At 73.7% G+C, this 20,346-nt stretch carries 16 protein-coding genes and 1 pseudogene; 11 read left to right on the forward strand and 6 right to left on the reverse strand.

Going from position 1 to position 20,346, the window contains the following annotated elements; translation table 11 throughout:
* Window positions 1-132: 132 nt before the first annotated feature.
* The 7 genes from OG896_RS38915 (at window position 133) to OG896_RS38945 (ending at window position 8,488) form a co-directional block, all read left to right on the forward strand.
* Entirely contained in the window at window positions 133-1,071 is a 939-nt protein-coding gene (locus OG896_RS38915) for a DUF4129 domain-containing protein (RefSeq protein ID WP_329373095.1), read from the forward strand.
* A complete protein-coding gene (locus OG896_RS38920; RefSeq protein WP_329373097.1) occupies window positions 1,068-1,616 on the forward strand; it encodes a hypothetical protein in 549 nt (182 codons plus the stop codon). Before OG896_RS38915 ends, OG896_RS38920 begins: the two co-directional genes overlap by 4 nt.
* Before the next feature lie 136 nt (window positions 1,617-1,752).
* Window positions 1,753-2,763, forward strand: coding sequence for an AAA family ATPase (locus tag OG896_RS38925; RefSeq protein ID WP_329373100.1), 1,011 nt, complete (start codon window positions 1,753-1,755; stop codon window positions 2,761-2,763).
* Complete coding sequence (locus OG896_RS38930; protein WP_329373101.1) at window positions 2,760-4,181, forward strand: DUF58 domain-containing protein; 1,422 nt, start codon at window positions 2,760-2,762, stop codon at window positions 4,179-4,181. Before OG896_RS38925 ends, OG896_RS38930 begins: the two co-directional genes overlap by 4 nt.
* Window positions 4,178-4,834 (forward strand): hypothetical protein, encoded by a 657-nt coding sequence (locus OG896_RS38935; protein WP_329373103.1) that lies wholly within the window; start codon window positions 4,178-4,180, stop codon window positions 4,832-4,834. Before OG896_RS38930 ends, OG896_RS38935 begins: the two co-directional genes overlap by 4 nt.
* 151 nt (window positions 4,835-4,985) lie before the next feature.
* Window positions 4,986-7,478: a glycoside hydrolase family 2 protein gene (locus tag OG896_RS38940; protein WP_329373105.1), complete on the forward strand. Its 2,493-nt coding sequence runs from the start codon at window positions 4,986-4,988 to the stop codon at window positions 7,476-7,478.
* Between the two features lie 203 nt (window positions 7,479-7,681).
* Window positions 7,682-8,488, forward strand: coding sequence for a putative protein N(5)-glutamine methyltransferase (locus OG896_RS38945; RefSeq protein ID WP_329373107.1), 807 nt, complete (start codon window positions 7,682-7,684; stop codon window positions 8,486-8,488).
* Between the two features lie 116 nt (window positions 8,489-8,604).
* Here OG896_RS38945 and OG896_RS38950 read toward each other — a convergent pair.
* The 5 genes and pseudogenes from OG896_RS38950 to OG896_RS38970 all read right to left on the reverse strand — a co-directional run.
* Window positions 8,605-8,700, reverse strand: a pseudogene (locus OG896_RS38950) (sigma factor-like helix-turn-helix DNA-binding protein); the annotation flags it as partial.
* Between the two features lie 64 nt (window positions 8,701-8,764).
* Complete coding sequence (locus tag OG896_RS38955) at window positions 8,765-9,241, reverse strand: hypothetical protein (RefSeq protein WP_329373109.1); 477 nt, start codon at window positions 9,239-9,241, stop codon at window positions 8,765-8,767.
* 219 nt (window positions 9,242-9,460) lie between these two features.
* Window positions 9,461-10,792 carry a hypothetical protein gene (locus OG896_RS38960; protein ID WP_329373111.1) on the reverse strand — a complete coding sequence of 444 codons (1,332 nt, stop codon included), beginning with the start codon at window positions 10,790-10,792 and terminating at the stop codon, window positions 9,461-9,463.
* A gap of 186 nt (window positions 10,793-10,978) precedes the next feature.
* Window positions 10,979-11,323, reverse strand: coding sequence for a hypothetical protein (locus OG896_RS38965; RefSeq protein ID WP_329373113.1), 345 nt, complete (start codon window positions 11,321-11,323; stop codon window positions 10,979-10,981).
* A gap of 17 nt (window positions 11,324-11,340) precedes the next feature.
* Window positions 11,341-13,053, reverse strand: a complete 1,713-nt coding sequence (locus tag OG896_RS38970) for a nickel/cobalt transporter (RefSeq protein ID WP_329373115.1) — start codon at window positions 13,051-13,053, stop codon at window positions 11,341-11,343.
* A gap of 520 nt (window positions 13,054-13,573) precedes the next feature.
* On the opposite strand from OG896_RS38970, the gene OG896_RS38975 reads away from it, so the two are divergent.
* The 4 genes from OG896_RS38975 to OG896_RS38990 all read left to right on the forward strand — a co-directional run bounded on the left by OG896_RS38975 (window position 13,574) and on the right by OG896_RS38990 (window position 18,731).
* A complete protein-coding gene (locus OG896_RS38975; RefSeq protein ID WP_329373118.1) occupies window positions 13,574-14,656 on the forward strand; it encodes a HoxN/HupN/NixA family nickel/cobalt transporter in 1,083 nt (360 codons plus the stop codon).
* Window positions 14,657-14,935: 279 nt separating this feature from the next.
* A complete protein-coding gene (locus tag OG896_RS38980; RefSeq protein ID WP_329373120.1) occupies window positions 14,936-16,654 on the forward strand; it encodes a DUF4331 domain-containing protein in 1,719 nt (572 codons plus the stop codon).
* Window positions 16,651-17,385: a class F sortase gene (locus OG896_RS38985; protein ID WP_329373121.1), complete on the forward strand. Its 735-nt coding sequence runs from the start codon at window positions 16,651-16,653 to the stop codon at window positions 17,383-17,385. The genes OG896_RS38980 and OG896_RS38985 overlap by 4 nt, the downstream gene beginning before the upstream one ends.
* On the forward strand, window positions 17,382-18,731 hold the full coding sequence (locus OG896_RS38990; RefSeq protein WP_329373123.1) for a tetratricopeptide repeat protein: 1,350 nt from the start codon (window positions 17,382-17,384) through the stop codon (window positions 18,729-18,731). The genes OG896_RS38985 and OG896_RS38990 overlap by 4 nt, the downstream gene beginning before the upstream one ends.
* Before the next feature lie 449 nt (window positions 18,732-19,180).
* Here the strand turns inward: OG896_RS38990 and OG896_RS38995 are convergent, their stop codons facing one another.
* Entirely contained in the window at window positions 19,181-19,807 is a 627-nt protein-coding gene (locus tag OG896_RS38995) for an NADPH-dependent F420 reductase (RefSeq protein WP_329373125.1), read from the reverse strand.
* Window positions 19,808-20,346: the final 539 nt, after the last annotated feature.

The following is a 20,346-nucleotide window of genomic DNA, read 5'->3' on the forward strand; positions in this document are numbered from 1 at the left end:
CGGCGGCCGACCCCTGCCCGTGACGCGCACAGCGCGGTGTGCCAAGCTGCCCAGCGCGAGGGGGAGGCGTTGCGATTGACGGGGCGGGAACCGGGAACAGGCGCGAGCGGCACGGGATCGGGCGGGGGCCGAGTGGCCCTGGCCGTCATCGTGGTGGCGGGCATCGGCGTGGCGGCCCTGCTGCTGCGCCCCGACAGCCTGACGGACAGCCGGGGCCGCGGGCCGCTGGGCGGCAACGCAGCCGCGTTCGGCGTCGCGGTCCTGTGGCTGGTGGCCGCGATCGCGGCCAACAGGCGCTACCGCGAGCGGTTCAGCCCGTACGACGAGCACCGCACCGCCACCCAGCAGCGGCTGGCGGACGTCGTCCGCCACACCCTGATGATCGCGCCGGCTGCCGTGCCCGTGCTGCTGCTCGCCCTGCACGACTTCCGGACCGGCCCCGGTCTGGACTACCGGCCCGGGCGGCCGCGCTCGTTCCAGACCGTGCCGCCCCGCACGGTGAAGCCCTCCCACGTCTCGTCCGACAAGGGGTCGCTGCACATCCCGGGCTGGCTGCTGCACCTCGCGGTCGGCCTGCTGATCGCCGTCGCCGTCGCCGCGGTCGCCTATGCCGTCCGGTACCTGCTGCGGATGCTGCGGCGGGTCGAACACACGGCGCCCAGCGGCGTCTTCAGCGTCGTGGCGGACGACGAGGAACTCCTCGCCCAGGCCGTGCGCTCCGGCCGACGCGCGCTGCTCGACAACGACGACGCCCGGGCCGCGGTGATCGCCTGCTACGTGGCGATGGAGACCTCGCTCGCCGCGTCCGGGGTCGCCCGGCGCGCCTCGGACAGCCCGCAGGACCTGCTGGAGCGGGCCGCGGCGGGCGGTCTGCCGGCCGGCCCGGCCGCCGGCGAGCTGACCGAACTGTTCCGCGAGGCCCGCTACTCCACCCACCCCATGGACGACGGCCACCGCCGGAGGGCCTCCGACGCGCTGTCCGAGATCGCCGCACAGCTCGAACGGCGGGCCGACGGCACGGACGGCACCGAAGGGTCGGCCGAGGCCGCCGGGGCGGGGGCCGCCTCGTGACCCGCGCACCCGACGCCCGGTCGGCCCCCCATGCCCCCGAGGCCGACCCCTCCGACCGGCCGGCGTCCTCGCGCACCCTGGTCGCCGCCCTCGTCGCGGGCGGTGTCCTCGCGGTCGCGCTGGTCGCCCTCACGGACGGCGTCGCGGCGGCCGGCACCGCGCTGGTGCTGCTCGCCGTCGTCGCGCTCGTCGCCGCCCGCTACGTCGCCGGCGGCGACGCCCAGGACAGCGGCTACCGCAGGGCCGTCCGGCTGCTGAACAGCCGCGCCCCCGCGCTCGGCGAGTGGCAGCGGATCGTGGACCACTCGCTCGGCGAGAAGGGGGCCGTGCACTTCGCCACCACGCTGCGGCCGCAACTCCAGCGGGTCTTCGCGGCCCGGCTGGCCGAGCAGCACGGCATCGACCCGGAGCGCGCCCCGCAGCGGGCCGCCGCGCTGGTCGGCGCCGACCTGTGGCCGTGGATCGACCTGAACCAGCCGCCGCCGGAGCCCGAACTGCCGGAGCCCGTGCTCGCCGCGCTGCTGGACCGGCTCGAAGCGCTGTGACCTGCCGCCGCGGTCCACACGTTCCCGCCCGCCGCCCCCGCCCCCGCCCGCTCGCCCCCGAGCGGGCCGCCCCGCCCACCGAGTCCACCCCCGTCCGCCCTGTTCGCCCAGCCTTCGCGAAGTGAGGAATGTCGTTGTGAGTAGTGAGAAATCGTCCGCCCAGGACGCTGTGACGCTGTCGCCGCAACAGGCCGGGGCACGGGCGGCCGAGGTGCTGGACGAGGTGCGGGGCGCGGTGGTGGGCAAGCCGGAGCCGCTGGCGCTGGTGATGCTGGGCATCCTGGCCGGCGGGCACGTGCTGATCGAGGACCTGCCGGGCCTGGGCAAGACGCTGCTGGCACGCTCCTTCGCGACCGTGCTGGGGCTGGACTTCCGGCGTATCCAGTTCACCCCCGACCTGCTGCCGTCCGACGTGACCGGGGCGCCGTTCTACGACCAGCGGTCGGGCGAGATGGTGTTCCGGGCCGGGCCGGTCTTCACCCACCTGCTGCTGGCCGACGAGGTGAACCGGACCCCGCCGAAGACGCAGGCGGCGCTGCTGGAGGCGATGGCCGAGTCGCAGGTCTCCGTGGACGGCAGCACCCGGGCGCTGCCCGACCCGTTCGTGGTGGTGGCGACCGCGAACCCGATCGAGTACGAGGGGACGTACACCCTCCCCGAGGCGCAGCTGGACCGCTTCCTGCTGCGGGTGCGGATGGGATACCTGCCCGCGGACGACGAGGTCGGCATGCTGCGGGCCCGGGTGGCGCGCGCGGCGCCGGAGGCCCGGCTGCGGCCGCTGTCGGGTCCGGCCGAGGTGCTGGCGATGCGGACCGCGGTGGAGCACGTCGAGGTCGACGACGACCTGCTGGAGTACGTGGTGGCGCTGGTGGGCGCGACCCGGGCGCACCAGCACGTGCAGGTGGGCGCGTCGCCGCGTGGCGGCCTGGCGCTGGTGCAACTGGCGCGCGCCCGCGCGGTGATGGCGCTGCGGGACTACGCGACGCCGGAGGACGTGAAGTCGGTCGCGGTGCCGGCGCTGGCACACCGCGTGACGCTGAAGCCCGAGCTGTGGGTGCGGCAGATCGACGCGGACGAGGTGATCCGGGAGATCGTCGCGACCGTGCCCGCGCCGCAGACGCTGCCCCGAGCCACCGCCTCGTCATGACCGGGACGGCGCCGCCCGGCGGCCCGCCCGCGCCCGGCCCCACCCGCACCACCGGCACCGGGGCCCGTATGGACCCGTCGGACCGGCGCGCGCGGGCCGTCGAACGCGCCCTGGGCGGCAGGGCGCAGGCGGGGGAGGGCGCCGCCACCCACGCGCCGCCCGAGCCGCCGCGCGGCTGGCGGGTCGGCGAACGCGCCCTGGGCTGGAGCACCGTGGCCGTGGTCGGCCTGGCCGCCGCCCTGGTCAGCGGGCACGCGTGGGTGCTCGCGCTCGCCGCGATCCCGCTGACGCTGCTCGCGTTGTCCCTGCCGCTCGGCCCCCGCCCGGGGCGGGTCGAGACCACCGTGCGGGTCGACGCGCGGCGCTGCTTCGAGGGCGAGCAGGTCGTCGCCAGGATCGCGGTGGCCCATGACGGCACCGTCGGCCGGCTCGACCCCGGGGTCATGCTCGGCCCGGGCGTGCGGCTGGACGCGCTTGCCGTGGGTGGGGCCCATCTGGAACTGCGGTTCACCGCTGAGCGGTGGGGGCGGTGGACGTTGGGCACGGTGGATGTCGATCTCTATGACGCGGGGGGTGTGGCGCGGCGGACGGTGCGGGTGGATCTGGGTGAGGTGGCGGTCTTTCCGTTGCCGGCGGCGGCGGGGCTGACGCCGATTCCGGTGCGGTTGCCGACGCGGCTGGGGGAGCACGCGTCGCCGCAGCGGGGGGAGGGGATCGAGGTGATCGGGGTGCATCCGTACGTGCGTGGGGAGCGGCAGCGGCGGATCAACTGGCCCGCGACGACGCGGCGCGGGTCGCTGCAACTGCATCAGTTCGCGGCGGAGCGGGCCGCTGACACCGTGGTGATGCTCGATGTGCTGGGCGACATCCGTGATCCGGTGACGGGTCTGTCGTCGTTGGACGAGACGTTCCGTGCGGCGGCGGGCCTGGTCCGGGCGTATTTGCGGACGCACGACCGGGTCGGGGTGGTCGCGGTCGGCGGGACCACGCGGTGGCTGCAACCCGGCAGCGGCGACGCCTACTTCTACCGGATCGTGGAGAGCGTGCTGGAGGTCCGCAAGGACTTCGCCCACCGGGGCGCGGGACCGATCCGGCTGGCCCCGCGCGCGCTGCCCGAGGGCGCGCTCGTCTACGTCTTCACCCCGCTCACCGACCAGCGCATCCTCGACGCGCTGCACCAGATCCGGGCCGGCGCCAACCCGATGGTCGTCGTGGAGATCCCCTCCGGCGACCCGCAGGTCGAACCCGGCGACGACCACGCGGCCATGGCGCTGCGGCTGTGGCGGGCCAACCGCCAGGCGATCCGGTTCGCGCTGATCGAGCGCGGCATCGCGCTGATCGCCCACCAGCCGGGCCAGACCCTCGACCTGGCGCTGGCGCCGCTGCTGCGCACCCGCATCCACGGAGGTTCCCGATGAGCCGTATGGCGGGCGGCCCGCGTGTCGCCCGGCTCGCCGTCCGCTGCGTGGGCACCGCGCTCGTGGTGGCCGCCTGCGACCCGCCGGCCGCCGTGCACGGTTCCAAGCTGATGGTGGCGCTGGTGGTGGCGGCCGCGGTCCTGGGCTGGTGGGCGAGCCCGATGGTCGACGAGCGGCCCGCGCAGACCTCGATGCGCTGGCCCGCGCTGGCGGCCCGACGCCGCTGCACCATCCTGGCCGCGGCCTCGATCGTCATCGCCGCCATGACCGACCCGCCGGTGTGGCTCGGCGCGTGCGTCGGCGCCCTGCTGCTGGCCTACCTGCTGCTCACCGACGCCTGGACCACCGGCGCCACCGCCCCCACCGGGCGCCCCGAGCCCGGTACCGCGCTGGTGACGGCGGCCGCCTGCGCGCTGGTCTTCCTCGCCGCGGAAGCGCCGCTGGCGCACACCTCGTGGGCCCGGCTGGTCGCCGCGCCGGCCGTCGCCGCGACCACCACCTGCCTGGCGCTGGCCCTGCGCCACCGCGGCGCGGCGGCCGACCGCGCCGGAGCGGCCGAGCACGACGGGGCAGGCGGTCCGGGCAGTCCGGGCAGTCCGGGCGGCGCGGGCCGTCCGGGTGGGGCGGGCGGGGGCCCGGTCGCCGGCCGGTAGCAGGGCCGGCGCGCCCGCCGCGACTGGAGCGGTTCAGCGCGCGGCCCCCCGCTCGTCAAGTGCCCCCTCTGTCATGTCGTGTTCGGCGTGCTTTACCGTTTGATCCGCGCCGTCCTTTGGCGCCGACGGACCAGCAGGCAGGGGAGTACGCATGAAGGACATCACGCCGGTCGCCGACGGCTGGGAGCTGCGCCTTCCCGACCGCGGCAGCGTGCCCGCGCAGGTGCCCGGCTGCGTGCACACCGACCTGATGGCCGCCGGGGTGATCCCCGACCCGTATCTCGACCGCAACGAGACCGAGGTGGCCTGGGTCGGCCGCGCGGACTGGACGTACGAAACGGCGCTGCCGCGGCTCGACGGGCCCGGCCACGAGCGCACCGACCTGGTCTTCGACGGGCTCGACACCGTCGCCGAGGTGCGGCTCGGCGGGCGCGTGCTCGGCACCACCCGCAACATGCACCGCGGCTACCGCTTCGACGTCACCGGCCGGCCGGACGCCACCGGCGGCACCCCGCTGGCCGTCGCCTTCACCTCCGCCTACACCGAGGCCGAACGGGTCCGCGCCCTGGTCGGCGACCGGCCGAACGCCTACCCCGAGCCGTTCCAGTACCTGCGCAAGATGGCCTGCTCGTTCGGCTGGGACTGGGGGCCGACGCTGGTCACCGCCGGGATCTGGAAGCAGGTGCGCGTCGAGCGCTGGTCCACCGCCCGGCTCGCCCGGGTGATCCCGCTGGCCACCATCGACGCGGGCACCGGCCGGGTCGAGGCGCGGATCGACCTGGAACGCACCCCCTCCGGCACGGCCCGGCCGCTGACCGTACGGCTGCGGGTCGGCGACACCGTCACCGAGACCACCGCCGCGCCCGGCACCGACCACCTCACGGTCGCCTGCGACGTGCCCGACGCCCGGCTGTGGTGGCCGCGCGGCTACGGCGAACAGCCGCTGTACGACTGCGAGGTGACCGTCCTGGACGGCGCCGACCCGCTCGACGCGTGGCAGCGGCGGATCGGCTTCCGCACCGTCGAGCTGGACACCGCGCCCGACGCGCACGGATCGGCGTTCACCCTGGTGGTGAACGGCACCGCGCTCTTCGCGCGCGGCGTGAACTGGATTCCCGACGACGTCTTCCCCAGCCGGATCGACGCGCGGCGCTACCGGACCCGGCTGGAGCAGGCCGTCGACGCGGGCGTGGACCTGGTCCGGGTGTGGGGCGGCGGGATCTACGAGAGCGACGACTTCTACGACGCCTGCGACGAGTTGGGGCTGCTGGTCTGGCAGGACTTCCTCTTCGCGTGCGCGGCCTACCCCGAGGAGCAGCCGCTGCGCGCCGAGGTCGAGGCGGAGGCGCGGGAGAACGTGGCCCGGCTCGCCCCGCACCCCTCGCTGGTGCTGTGGAACGGCAACAACGAGAACCTGTGGGGCTTCCGCGACTGGGAGTGGGAGCCGGAACTGGCCACCGACTCCTGGGGCGAGGGCTACTACCTCGGCGTGCTGCCGCGGATCGTGGCCGAGACCGACCCGACCCGCCCGTACTGGCCCGGCAGCCCCTGGTCCGGCTCCTGGCAGCACCACCCCAACGACCCCGACCACGGCACCGCCCACTCCTGGGACGTGTGGAACCGCACCGACTACACCGAATACCGCGACAGCGTCCCGCGCTTCGTCGCCGAGTTCGGCTGGCAGGCCCCGCCCGCCTACGCCACCGTCCGCCGCGCGATCGGCGACGAGCCGCTCGCACCCGACTCGCCCGGCATGCTGCACCACCAGAAGGCCGGCGACGGCAACGGCAAGCTCGAACGGGGCCTGGCCCGCCACTTCCCGGTCCCGGCCGACTTCGACACCTGGCACTACCTCACCCAGGTCAACCAGGCCAGGGCCGTCGCCACCGGCGTCGAGCACTGGCGCTCGCACTGGCCGCGCTGCGCCGGCACGATCGTCTGGCAGCTCAACGACTGCTGGCCGGTGACCTCGTGGGCCGCGATCGACGGCGACGGCCGGCCCAAGCCGCTCCACCACGAGCTGAAGCGGCTCTACGCCGACCGGCTGCTGACCTTCCAGGAGCGGGACGGCGCCCTGGTGCTCGCCGTGGTCAACCAGGCCGGGCAGGGGTGGTCCGGCGCAGTGCTGCTGCGCCGCGTCTCGGTCGACGGCGAGGTGCTCGCTGAGGCCCGGGTGCCGTTCACCGCGGCCGCCCGCACCGTCGCCGACCTCCCGGTCCCCGAGCAGCTCCGGCCCGCGGCCGGCAGCACGACGCAACTCCTCACCGCCGATGCCGATGCGGATGCCGATGCGGATGCGGGCTCCGGCGCCGACGGGCTGCGCGCGTACTGGTTCCCCGCCCGCGACAAGGACTTCGCGTACCCGCGGCCGCGCTGGGACCTGGAGTTGGCCGTCCGCGGGGACGGCGCCGGCGGCCCGGAGGGGGCCGCGCCCGCGGTCGAGATCACCGTCACCGCCCGCACGCTGCTGCGCGACCTGCTGCTGCAAGCAGACCGGCTCGGCCCGGCCGCGACCGCCGACCGCGGCCTGACCACGCTGCTGCCCGGCGAGCGCGCCACCATCACCGTGCACGGCTGGCCGCACCCCACCGCCGAGGCCGCGACCGCCGCCCTGCACACCGTCAACGCGGCGGTCGAACGGTAGACGGTCGTACGGCAGGCGGTCGTACGGTAAGTTGGGCGCGGCGCCGCAGCGCGCCCCGCGACGAGCCGAGGAGGTGGGACCGATCAACCGCAGCACCGCACACCGGTCGCTCCCACCGTACGGCCGCGCGCACTGACGTCGACGTCACGCGGCGCCGGCACGGCCGGGGGAGCGCAGCACGCTTCCCGAAAGGCACCCCACGCATGTCGGAACCCCTCGCCCGCTCCCCGCGACCGCTGTGGCCGCACCCCGACGACGTCGTCACCGCACTGCGCACCGCCGGGTGCGTCTTCGCCGAGGAAGAGGCGAGCCTGCTCCTCGAGGTCGCCCGGACCCCGGACGAGCTGACCGCGATGGTGGCGCGGCGCGCCAGCGGGCTGCCCCTCGAACACGTCGTCGGCTGGGCCGAGTTCGCGGGGCTGCGGATCGAGGTCGACGCCGGCGTGTTCGTGCCGCGCCGGCGTACCGAGTTCCTCGTCGCCCGCGCCGCCGCCCTCCTGCGCCCGGGCGCGGTGGTGCTGGACCTGTGCTGCGGGTCCGGGGCGGTCGGCGCCGCGCTCGCCGCGGCCGTGCCCGGGGTGGAACTGCACGCGGCCGACCTCGACCCCGCGGCCGTACGGTGCGCCCGCCGCAACCTCGCGGGCGCGGGCGGGCGGGTGTACGAAGGCGACCTCTTCGCGCCGCTCCCCGCCGGCCTGCGCGGGCGGGTGGACGTGCTCGCCGCCAACGTCCCCTACGTCCCCACCGGCGACATCCCCCTCCTCCCGTCCGAGGCGCGCGACCACGAGGCGCCGCTCGCGCTCGACGGCGGCGCCGACGGGCTCGACCTCCTGCGCCGCGTCGCCCGTTCCGCCCGCGCCTGGCTCGCCCCCGGCGGCACGCTGCTCTCCGAGACCAGCGAGCCGCAGGTTCCCCCCGCCCTGCGGGCCCTGCGCGCCGGCGGCTTCACCGCGACCACGGCCCACGACCCCGACCTGGACGCCACGGTCCTGATGGCGACCCGGGAGTAGCCCCGCGGGGCGCCTTCGTGCGGTCCACGCCTCCCCCGGCAGGACACCACGCGGAAGGCGGAGGGCCCGGCCGGCAGCTTCTCACGGGACGGCGCGGCCGCGTGGCGGCAGCGCGTTCACCCCTCCAGATCCTTGCGCAGCCGAGCGAGGCCGTCCCGGATACGGGACTTCACGGTGCCGACGGGGACACCCAGGCGTTCCGCCGCTTCCGGATGCCGCTCGCCGCCGCTCGTCCAGTTTGAGAAGGGCGGCGGGACACCTGGCCCCGGCGAGTCCCTACGGGCGTGCGCTTGCGCCGGCTTCGACGGTCTCGGGTCGGGGGAGGCGGCCGGCGGGGTGGCCGGGGATGCCGATCAGGGCGTCGCGCGTGTCAGGGTGCTGTGCCAGGTGGGTGGTCGTAGCGGGGTCGGTGCGGCTGAGGAACGCGAGGTGCCTGATCGCGTGGGTCGCGACATGGTCGGTGGCAAGGCGTGGGGGAGTGGGACGGCCAGGTCGGGCCGCGTGAGCGATCGTGTCGGGCGGGGCCACCGCTGTCGCGGGGCGGCTCGGCTCGGGGTCCGGGTGGACGAGGTAGGTCAGGACAATGTGTCCTTCGTCGGTGGCCCGCCAACTGGTGGAGTGCACGAGGTGGTTGTCGTCGTCCTCGTCGAGACACGCGAGTCCGCGGGCGGTGTCGTCGGGATCGGCCCGATGTTCGAGGCGGCCGAGGAGTCGGCGGTAGACGAGTCCTTCGACCGGGTCGTGCCGCAGCACGAGGGCCTCGACGAGGACCGGTGGCGATGCAACGTGAGGAGCGGGCGCGTCCCGTCTGACAGGACCTTTGGTGTCGTGCACGAGGAGCTCCGCCTTCGCGTTCGGGCGACGCAGTGGTGCCGGGTGTCGCGGCCGTGCGCAGTTCGACGGGGCGCGCTGAGGCCGCGACATGACCTTATTGCGCAGTATGTGCAGTGGCATGTCGAGAGCCCCGGGAGGTCACCCGTATGACGGCGGAGTGGAGTGGGGAGAGGCGGGTCTCGGCCGTTCGTCCTCGGTGAGCCGCCACGTGGTGCGCTCGGCGCCGTCGCGGATCTCGACGCCTCCGGCGGCAAAAGCCGCGCGCAGGCGGTCGGCGAGTTCGTAGGCGCCCTGGGATCGCAGGGATCGGCGCAGCTCCAGAAGGGGGCCGAGGACCCGGTCCAGGGTGCGGCCGGGTTCGCTCATGCCCTGCTGGGCGGCCGGACCGAGCTGCCGGATCATGCCGCGAAGAACGGTCCGGGCCCACTGCGTGCCGCCCTCGTCCTCCTCGGTGTCGGCGGACCACTCGGCGATCACCGCGTCCAGGTCGAGCACCGCCTCGATCATGCCTGCGGCGTCTCCGACCCCGTGCGCGGTGTCGAAGCGGGCCTCGGCCGCGCCGACGGCTTCCTGGAGGGTCACGGGCGAGGGTACGGGTTGCGCCGACGGTCGATCGCCGGCCTCGTGCGGGCCGGGTACGGATATGGGCACGGCCGTGCCGCCGGCAACGAGTTCACGCAGGTCGTCCAGCGTGAAGTTCGTGCCGGCGGGGACCGTGGTGCTGATGCCGCCGCGGCGTACGGTCAGGACGCCGTGTCCCCATACGCGCGCTCGGTGGTGCGCCAGGTCGATGACGAGCGCGGTGTGCTCGTCGATGCCGAGGACGGCGCTGCCGTCGGGGAGTTGGCGTTCCATCGCGGTGAGGCGGGTTTCGCTCAGATAGCAGTAGCGGGTGTCGTGGGTGCGGCCCTCGGCGTTGTCGTAGTGCGGGATCACGGTGACCGGAAGGCCGAGAGGGCCGAGCAGGTCGAGTCCGCTCAGCCACCGCGGCGGGTGCCCGGCCTTGTAGATCTCGTACACCGGCAACGCGGCGAGCCCCACGGTGCAGGCTGCCGCGGATGCCATCACCGTGACGCCGTGGCCCCGGCGTACCCGTTCGACGAAGACCTCGGCGAGACCCTGCGCCTCCCATCGGCCGAGTGCGTAGGAGGGACTGCCGGGACCGCTGAAGACCCAGTCGGCCCTGCGCACGTGGTCGCGAGCGGCGTCCGGGCCTGCATGCGCCGAGGCGCCCGCCGGGGCGTCGTCGGGAAGCACGACGGTGGCCAGGCCCACGCTGCGCTGGAAGTACTCGCGGGCGCGGGCGGAGATGTCGTCGCGGTTGACCTGGAACCCGTAGGGCGTCTCCAGGATCAGGGCGTCCGGGTCGGCGGGCAGCAGGGCGGCGAGTTCCCGATGCAGCGTCACCATCGTGGGGCTGGTCTCGCCGGAGCCCATCAGCGCGAGAATCCCGTGTCCGGTCGTCGGCATGACCTCACCCCCTGGACGATGCGGGAACGCGGTCTCGGGGCATCGATGCCGGACCTCACGTTCCCGCGGCGCCGCTATGCGTACCCCCGGTGCGCCGCGTCCATCCGTTGAGGGCCGCATACGGCCGGAACCGGACTGCGGCCGGGCGCCGCAGCGGTCGGGAGGGCGCTTGGAGGCTTACGGAGTTCAGGGGGTGCGAACGGTCCGGGCGGACAGGTGAGCGGGCGCGCCACCGAGCCTGGTGTAGAGGTCCGTCCACTGGCGGTCGGCGTCGGTGGGGGGTTTGCCGTCGCAGAACGCCTTGGTGCCGTTGGCGGTGTAGTAGTGCATGAGTTGGAGGACGGAGATGGTGTCGGCGTGGGCGCCCGCCGTGTAGGGGAGCGCGGGTTGCTTGGTCTGGTGCACCCGGCAGGTGGGGGAGGGGGTGGTGGTCTGGGCGTCCAGCGGTCCGGTCGTGGGGCCCGCGCAGGCGCTGAGGGCGGCCGCGGCGAAGACGGTGGTGAGAGCGGCGGCGAGCGGGCGGCGGATCATGTCGTGCTCCCGTTTGGTCAGAGGACGGTCGGCAGGCTGCGTGCCATCAGTCCGAGGCCGACGACAAGGACGAGTGCGGCGGTCAGCAACGCGGTGTGCGGGGCGATGCGGCGGGCAAGGGCGAATATCGGCCGGTCACTGAGGCCGCCCAACCGGCCGCCGAGCCGTACGAGGAGGAGGCCGACGCCGGTGAGGGTGGCTGCCATGCCGAGGCCGTAGGCCACGACGAGTCCGGCGCCGAAGGCCGTCCGGCCCAGGGCGATGGCACCCAGGAGGACGACCAGGGCCGAGGGGCTCGGAACGAGTCCGCCGGCGATGCCGAGACCGACCAGGCCGCGGGTGGTGAAGGGTTGGGCGCCGGAGGGGGTCGGTGCGTGGCTGTGGTGGTGTCCGAACAGGCCATGCCGGTGCGGTTTTCCGTGTCCGTGATCGTGGGCGTGGCCCACACCGTGGTCGTGGTCCTGCTCATGGTGGTCGTGGTCGTGGTCGTGGTCGTGGTCGTGGGGACGGTCGTGTGCGTGGTGGCCCGCGGTGCCGTGCACGTGGTCGTGGCTGTGAGGCGGGGCGTCCTGGGCAGTGGTGGCGACCGCGGCCGGACCGCTCGCGCCGACGAGCGCGGGTTGTGGCAGGTCCGTTGCCGCCGCGTCGTCGAGTGAGGAGCGGGCCTGGTTGCGGGCGCGCTTCGTCGCGTCGAGGAGGAGGCCCGCGCCGACGACGGCGACCAGCGCGCCGCTGGCGACGCCGAGCCAGTTCAGGACGGTGTCGCCTGCCAGTGAGGAGAAGGTGGTGAGGCACAGGCCGATGATGAGGACGCCGGCGGTGTGGGTGGCGGTCACGGTCGCGCCGACGGTGATGGCGTCGCGGGTCCGCCCGCGCTTGCCGGCGAGGTAGGCGGCCATGACGGTCTTGCCGTGTCCGGGCAGCAGGGCATGTCCCGCGCCCAGGACGATGGAGAGCAGGACGGCCAGGAGACCGACGGGGACAGTGAGGCGCCGGGCCCCTGTCAGTGCGGTGAGGTGCTGGGAGAGTGCCTCGACCCGTGCGGTCAGGCCACCGCTGTGGACGGAGGGGCCGCTTCCGGCGGTGGTCGACGTGCCCTCTCCGTTGACCGCCGTGAACTGTGCGGTGATGTCGCCGCGGGGGGTGGCGAGCAGGTCGCGCGGATAGTGTCGCAGTTCGTCGGAGTCCGACTTCCGGGGGACGGTGGACTGCCGCAGGTGGGTGCCGGCGCCTGTCGCGGTGATCTCGTTCCACCCGACGCGGCTGGTGTCGGCGCCGGTGGCGACGCGCAGTGTGACCGGACCGGCCGTCAGGTTCAACGGGGCGTGCAGGCGGCATTCGAGCCGGCTGGTATGCAGACCTGCCTGGCCCGGACGGTAGGCGAACGTGGCGGAGGCCGCCGTCCAGTTCAAGCGCGTCGGGGCGGTGACCTTGAGCTTGCGTGCGGTCTCGGCGCAGCGGGCGGCTGCCCACGCCGAACGCTCCGCCGCGCTCTGCTTTCCGTCGCCGTTGCTGTCGACGCTCGGGGCGGCCTGGAGCGTGGGGATCTCGGCGGTGTCGGTCACCGCGAGGACGTCGACGCGGTCGGGGCGCAGCGTGAACCCGGTGTAGTGGTTGATCGAGAAGTTCCCCAGCGGGTGGGCCTGAGCGGCGGGCACGGCTGCCGCGAGCAGCCACGTGACGCCGGCAGCGGTGGCCGCCACCCGGCAGGCGAGCGGGCGCTTCGTCATGGGATGGCCTCCTGGAGCAGCGGGGGAGCTCAGTGCGTGCGGCCTGTCACCGTGCTCAGGGCGTGGCCGGACATTCGGCCTGGTCCGCTGGCACCGTGGGCGTCGCCATCGGACGCCGACCGTCGAGGGCAGGGGACAACGCAGTGAGTGATGACCGGATGCGGGGTTCCCACGCCGTGGCATCGCACTCCGATCACCCACGCGGCCCTGCCGGACGACCCGGTCGGCCCCATGCATGGCCTGTTCGCGCCGACCGCACGGCTCTCGGACGCCGCCCGCGGGGCCCTGGCCCGTGGGCCACGGGCGCCGCCCGAGCGCGCGGGGCTCGGCCGGGCTCTCCCCCCCGTGTGCGCTAACACCGCCTGCCTGGTGGTCGTATCTGCCTCTACCTTGCAACAAGGAGCTTCGTGCCCTGACACCAGCGCGCCCCTGCGGACGAAAGACGAGCGCCGATGGCCGCCACCGCACCCCCCGCCCCGCCGCAGCTTCTCCCTCGCGTCTCGCCCGCTTGGCGCGCCTGATGACCCGCCCCGAGTGGGGACGTCTGGCCGCGATGGGAAGCTTCATCGCGGGCCTGCACATCGTGGGCTGGTTCACGCTCGTCGCGGTGGTGGCGCCCGGGCACTACAGCGCGGGCGGGCAGTCCTTCGGTCTGGGCATCGGTGTCACCGCCTACGCGCTCGGTATGCGGCACGCCTTCGACGCCGACCACATCGCGGCCATCGACAACACCACCCGCAAGCTGATGGGTCAGGGCCGGCGCCCGCTGTCGGTGGGCTTCTGGTTCTCCCTCGGCCACTCCAGCATCGTCTTCGGCCTCACCCTCCTGCTCTCCTTCGGGGTGAAATCCCTGGCCGGGCCGCTGCAGGACGACTCATCGACGCTCCACACGGTCACCGGCCTGGTCGGGACCGCGGTCTCGGGAACGTTCCTGTATGCCATCGCCGCGGTGAACCTCGTGGTGCTGGTGGGGATCTGGAAGGTCCTGCGGAGGATGCGGGCGGGGCAACTGGACGAGCAGGCGCTGGAAGAGCAACTCGACAAGCGGGGCCTGCTGAACCGGCTGCTCGGCCGGGTGATGAGGTCGATCGACAAGCCCTGGCAGATGTACCCCGTCGGGCTCCTCTTCGGCCTCGGCTTCGACACCGCCACCGAAGTCGCGCTGCTGGTCCTGGCCGGCTCGGGCGCGGCCACCGGCCTGCCCTGGTACGCCATCCTGTGCCTGCCCGTGCTGTTCGCCGCAGGCATGAGCCTGCTGGACACCATCGACGGATCGTTCATGAACTTCGCCTACGGCTGGGCGTTCTCCCAACCGGTCCGCAAGATCTACTACAACCTCACCATCACGGGCCTGTCGGTGGCCGTCGCCCTGGTGATCGGCACCGTCGAACTCCTCGCGCTGCTCGCCGACAAGCTGGCGCTGCACGGCGGCTTCTGGTCCTGGGTCTCCTCGCTGAATCTCAACACGGTCGGCTTCGTCGTGGTCGGTCTGTTCGCCGTGGCGTGGGCCGGCGCGCTGCTGGTGTGGAGGTTCGCGCACATCGAGAAGCGATGGGCCGCCGCGATCCCGGTGACCGCGCCGCAGGCGCAGGATGCCGAGTGAACGCCGGCCCACCGAGGCCGCGTGCTCGGTCGGTGCCGGCACCACCCGCATGGACCCGATACCGCGGGGAACGCCCCCCGTTCGGCGGCGACGGATTGCGACCCCCGATCACCCGTGGTGCCTTTACATGGAGCTTAAGCCGCACAACGAGCGGGTCCTCGAGTAGCCGCCGCCCACGGGTGGCGCGGCCGTGAGGATTTCCGTGTGGGGCTTCGAGCGTCTCTGATCTCCGCCGCCGCGCTCCGGGAAGGGGCACGGCCTGCCCCGAACGGATGACCCATGCATCGTCCCCGCCTGCCGCGCCGCAGAATATTCGCCCGGCCCGCTGAGCGTGTGCTCGCGACCATCGGCTCCCTGACCCTGCTGAGCGCCGCTGCCGTCGCCGGTCTCACGCCGGGCGTCAGCTCCGCCTCCAGCCACCGCGAGGCGCCGCTGATCGCCGGTGACCCGAAGGCCGACAACACCGACGTGTACGCGTTCACCAGCCCGGACAACCCCGACACGGTGACCATGGTGGCGAACTGGATTCCGTTCGAGGAGCCCAACGGCGGCCCGAACTTCTACCCGTTCGCGAACGACGCCCACTACAACATCAAGATCGACAGTGACGGCGACGGCAAGGCCGACACCACCTACACCTGGTCCTTCACCGACCACCTGCGCGACGGCCAGAACCAGTTCCTCTACAACACCGGCGTCGTCAACAACCTCGACGACCCGACGCTGAACTTCCGCCAGACGTACACCCTGACGGAGACCGACGCCCACGGCGACACCCGCACGATCCTGAAGGACGCGCCCGCGGCACCGTCGAACGTCGGCAAGGCGTCGATGCCCGACTATGCGTCGCTGCGCAAGCAGGCCACCGTCGCGCTGCCGGGCGGCGGCCGGACCTACGCCGGCCAGGCGGCCGACCCGTTCTTCCTCGACCTGCGGATCTTCGACCTGCTGTACGGCGGCAACCTCAAGGAGACCGGCCACAACACGCTCGCCGGCTACAACGTCAACACCATCGCGCTCCAGGTCCCCAAGAAGGACCTGGCGCTGAACCACAACGCCACCCGCAATCCGGTGATCGGCGTCTGGTCCACCACCGACCGGCAGGGCGCGGAAGTCGCCTCGTCGGCGGGCAAGGGCAGCGAAGGCACCGCCTCCCACGGCAGCGCCTCCCAACGCACCGCCAACTCCGGCGCGGACGACGCCGTCAACGCCGACGCGCCGGCCAAGGCGCTGCCCGGCAAGGACGGTGCGACGGGCTGGCACCAGGTCTCCCGGCTCGGCAACCCGCTGGTCAACGAGGTGGTCGTCCCGCTGAACTACAAGGACGCCTTCAACACCCTCAACCCTGACCAGGACCACACGGTGACGCCGGTCGTGAACGCGGTGAAGAACCCGATCGTGCCGAAGCTCATCCAGAGCATCTACGGCATCCCGGCGCCCGCCACCCCCCGCAACGACCTGGTGGAGATCTTCCTGACCGGTGTCTGCAAGGCGTGCGGGCCGATCAAGGCCGACCTCAACTCGCAGCTGCTCAACGCCGACGTGAACAAGGCCAATTTCACCCCGTCCGAGGAACTGCGGCTGAACATGTCCGTCCCGCCGACCGCCACGCCCAACCGGCTCGGCGTGCTCGGCCAGGACCTCGGCGGTTTCCCCAACGGCCGTCGGCTGAACGACGACGTCGTCGACATCGAGTTGCAGGCCCTCGAAGGCGCTGCGCAGACCGGCAAGATCGTTCCCGGACTGGCCTCCGGTGACGGGGTCAACACCCCCTACCGTCAGCCCGGGTCCACCTTCCCGTACGTGGCGCTGCCCAACACTGCCGCGGTGAACCAGGCTGACTCCGTGCAGCCCGGTGGCGGCGTCGGCGCCGGCTTCGGCGGCACCGCCTTCAAGGGCGGCTTCCCGATCGTGCCCGTGACCGCCCTGGGCGGCGGCTCCCTGCTGGCCGCGGCCGGCGTCCTGGCCCTGCGCCGGCGGCGTACGAGCCGGGTGTGACCAGCCCCGCCGACACCGGCCGTCCGTCCTCCGCACCGGAGGGCGGATGGCCCCGGCGCGGGCTGACCCTGCCGCTGACCGCCGCCGCGCTGGCGGTGACCGCCGGACTGGTCCTGACCGCGGTCGGTGCCTGGGGGCTCGTCTCCCGGCCCCATCCGCGGGCCGCGCCGGACATAGGAGCACTGCCCGCCCTGCCGACCGCGGGCGCGGCCGCACCGGCACCGTCCGCCGCGCCGCCCACCCGTATCCGGATCGCCGGGATAGCCCTCGACGACCCGCTCACCCGGCTCGACGTCCAGCAGGACGGCCACCTCGCCGCACCCCAGCAGCCCAGCCAGGTCGGATGGTGGAGTGACGGGCCCCGGCCCGGCGACCAGGGCGCCGCGGTGATCGTCGGCCACGTCGACTCCACGACCGGCCCGGCCGCCTTCTACAACATCTCCTCGCTGCGCCCCGGGGACGCGATCACCGTCGACCGCGCGGACCACACCCGCGTCGCGTTCACCGTCCGTGCCCTGCGGCTCTACGACAAGGACCACTTCCCCGACAGCCAGGTCTACGCACTGACCGGCGCCCCCGCCCTGCGCCTGATCACCTGCGGCGGCTCCTACGACCACGCGCAGGGCGGATACCGCGACAACGTCGTCGTCTACGCCACCCTCGCCGGCCGCGCCGCCACTTCCTCGCCCCACCCGACGGCCCCCACCACACCCACCCGGAGCAGGAATTGACCACATCGCCTCGCAGGCGCCCCTCGCGGCGCCGCACCGTACTGGCCGCCGGATTCACCACCGCCCTGGGAGTCGGGCTGTTCCTCGCCGGTGGCGTGGGACTGGCCCCCTGGCCCGCCGCGCCGACCGGTCACGGAGCGGCCCCTGCCGCCGAGGCAGGGGCGGCAGCCTCTCCGGCCGATCCCCTCGCCGCCGACATCACCGGCATCCAGACCCACCTGCGCCAGACCCCGGACGACGCCGTCGCGCTCGCCACTCTCGGCCTCGACTACGTCCAGCAGGCCAAGGCCACCGCCGACCCGACGTACTACCCCAAGGCCGAAGGCGTCCTCAAACGGTCACTGGCCCTGCAGTCCGCGGGGAACTTCACCGCGATGGGCGGCATGGCCGCCCTCGAAGCCGGCCGCCACCACTTCACCCAGGCACTGACCTGGTCACAACGGGCTCTCGCCGCCAACCCGTACAACTCCTCGCTCTACGGCACGCTCGCCGACGCCTACACCCAACTCGGCCGGTACTCCGACGCCGCGGACGCCGTCCAGCACATGGTCGACATCCGGCCCGGATCGCCCTCCCTGTCCCGCGCCTCCTACGTCGCGGAACTGAACGGCGACATCCCCACCGCCCGGACCGACATGCAACGTGCCCTCGACGACTCCGCAGGCCCCGCCGACCAGGCATTCGCCTACTACTATTTGGGCGAACTCGCCTTCAACAACGGTGACCCGGCCACCGAACTCCACCAGGCGGAGACCGGCCTGCGGATCGCCCCCACCTACACCGCCCTCCTCCAGGCCAAAGCCCGAGCCGAAACCGCTCTCGGCAAGACCGGCGCGGCCATCACCGACCTCACCGAGGCCGTGGGACGGGTTCCCCAGCCCGAGTACATCCTCCAACTCGGCGAGCTCTACCAGTCCCTCGGCCGCACCCGGCAGGCCGAACAGCAGTACCAGGTCTTCCGCGCCGAACAGAAACTCTTCAGCACCAACGGCGTCGCCCTCGACTCCGACGCCGCCCTCTTCGAAGCCGACCACGGCAACGCCGCGCAAGCCCTCACCATCGCCCGACAAGGCATCAAGACCCGCCCCTTCATGGACACCTACGACGCCCTGGCCTGGGCCCTGCACGTCAACAGCCAGGACACCGAAGCCCTCGCCGAATCCGACAAGGCCCTCGCCCAAGGCACCCGCAACGCCCTCTTCCACTACCACCGCGCGATGATCCACCGATCCCTCGGAGACAACGCCTCAGCCCGCGACGACCTCACCCAAGCCCTCGCCATCAACCCCCACTTCAGCCCCCTGCTCGCCCCCAAAGCACGGGCCGCCCTCGCAACCCTGAAGTGACCGGAGCAGCAAAGCCGCAGTCCCTCAGCAGTAGGCGACACGTGGAAGGCGCAGTCGGGGGCAGCTCCGGAGGCACGCGCCGGACGGGTGGGGCCGCACCCGCTCGGAGCGGACGGCTGCGCCGGGACGGCAGCACGCCGTACTGGTCGGAGCTCGTGCATCCGGCGGCGCCACGTTGCTGACCACCGCAGCGATGTAGGCACGTGGGACGTGGGCGGGACGGCCGAGCGGCGTCGAGGACATCGAAGCGGAGGCGGAGGAGTCGGCGGGCGCGCCGATCGCGGTGGCATTGGGCCAGGTCGGCTCCGGCGGACAGGGCCCACCCCGTCACACGGGCGATGACGCCGGTCTCGATCAGCCCGCCGACGCGAGCCCGGGTGGCTCGTCGTAGTCAGAGTGCAGGGGAGCGAGGTACGCGGAACCGCCGGACGTGGCGGGGCGGCTCGGGGCTACGGCAGGATCTTGATCGCGCTGGACCAGTTCAGGCCGAGCCGGCCCTGGAGCGTCATGTGCAGGAACTGGAACGCCTCCAGTTCCTGGGCCCGGCGCAGGGGGCCCGCGTCGACGGGGCGCAGGCCGCCGCTGCTGACGAGTTCGGTGACGGCGGACCGCGCCGCGTCGTCGTCCGTCGCGATGAAGACGTCCAGGGGCAGCCCGCCCACCTCGCCCGCCACCAGCGCGGTCGAGAAGGTCGTGTTGAACGCCTTGACGAAGCGGGCCCGCGGCGCCTCGGCCGCGATCAGGGAGACGGCGGCCTCGCCGGGCGGGGTGACGAGCGAGTCGAAGGTGGAGAAGTCCACGGGGTTGCAGATGTCCACCACGACCTTGCCCGCGAGGGCCTGTGCGTGCTCGCGGGCCACGCTCTTCGCCGCCTCGAACGGCACGGCGAGCACGACGATGTCGGCGCCGTCCAGCGCGTCGAAGTCGGCGCCGCTCGCACCCCCGCCGAGGTCGGCGGCGAGAGCGTCCGCCTTGGCCCGGGTGTTGTCCACGAGGCGGACCCGATGGCCGCCCGCCAGAGCGCGCGTGCCGATGCCGCGGGCCATCTTGCCCGCGCCGACGATCGTGATCTCCATGGGTGCCTCTTTCCTTGTGAAGGGCGCCGGGCTGCGGCCGGTCCGGTCAGCGCGGGCGGCGCCGCGCCGCGGGTCGATCGGGGAGCGGTACGGTCCGGTGACGCTGCCCGGGTACTCGACTCCCCGTCCGGGGAGGTGCGTTCAGGTCGCTGCGCGGCCCTCGGGCGGCGCCGGCAACAGGTCGATACCGTCGGGCACGGCCAGGACGCGCCGGGCGATGCGCGTACCACCGGCGCCGGGTGGTGCCGCGCTGCTCCGGCTCCGGCCCGGTGGGTCGTGCTCCGGAAGGCCGAGGCCGGGGTGTCGGGGCGGGGATTTCGCGGACGCGACCTGGGACGTCGGCGCCCCTGCCATCCTGCGGGAGGCCGCGGACGCCCGCATCCGGAGCGGCGACTCGGCGTGACCGGCGGAGCGCCGTATCCAGGGCGGCGAGTGTGTGCGCCCGGGGCCCGGGGCCTGGGGCCTGGGGCCGCGACAGGGCCGACGCCCTCCGGTTCGCGTCAGCCGCGGCAGGTCGGGATCGGTCGTCGCTCCCACCG

Origin of the sequence: Streptomyces sp. NBC_00669 (assembly GCF_036226785.1) — a bacterium.
Classification (GTDB): domain Bacteria; phylum Actinomycetota; class Actinomycetes; order Streptomycetales; family Streptomycetaceae; genus Actinacidiphila.

Bases quoted from the DNA above. Each gene is read 5' to 3' on its own strand.
- OG896_RS38930 (WP_329373101.1), top strand. From the start codon at position 2,760: ATGACCGGGACGGCGCCGCCCGGCGGCCCGCCCGCGCCCGGCCCCACC.
- OG896_RS38940 (WP_329373105.1), top strand. From the start codon at position 4,986: ATGAAGGACATCACGCCGGTCGCCGACGGCTGGGAGCTGCGCCTTCCC.
- OG896_RS38960 (WP_329373111.1), bottom strand. From the start codon at position 10,792: ATGCCGACGACCGGACACGGGATTCTCGCGCTGATGGGCTCCGGCGAG.
- OG896_RS38935 (WP_329373103.1), top strand. From the start codon at position 4,178: ATGAGCCGTATGGCGGGCGGCCCGCGTGTCGCCCGGCTCGCCGTCCGC.
- OG896_RS38945 (WP_329373107.1), top strand. From the start codon at position 7,682: ATGTCGGAACCCCTCGCCCGCTCCCCGCGACCGCTGTGGCCGCACCCC.
- OG896_RS38975 (WP_329373118.1), top strand. From the start codon at position 13,574: ATGACCCGCCCCGAGTGGGGACGTCTGGCCGCGATGGGAAGCTTCATC.
- OG896_RS38965 (WP_329373113.1), bottom strand. From the start codon at position 11,323: ATGATCCGCCGCCCGCTCGCCGCCGCTCTCACCACCGTCTTCGCCGCG.
- OG896_RS38970 (WP_329373115.1), bottom strand. From the start codon at position 13,053: ATGACGAAGCGCCCGCTCGCCTGCCGGGTGGCGGCCACCGCTGCCGGC.
- OG896_RS38995 (WP_329373125.1), bottom strand. From the start codon at position 19,807: ATGGAGATCACGATCGTCGGCGCGGGCAAGATGGCCCGCGGCATCGGC.
- OG896_RS38980 (WP_329373120.1), top strand. From the start codon at position 14,936: ATGCATCGTCCCCGCCTGCCGCGCCGCAGAATATTCGCCCGGCCCGCT.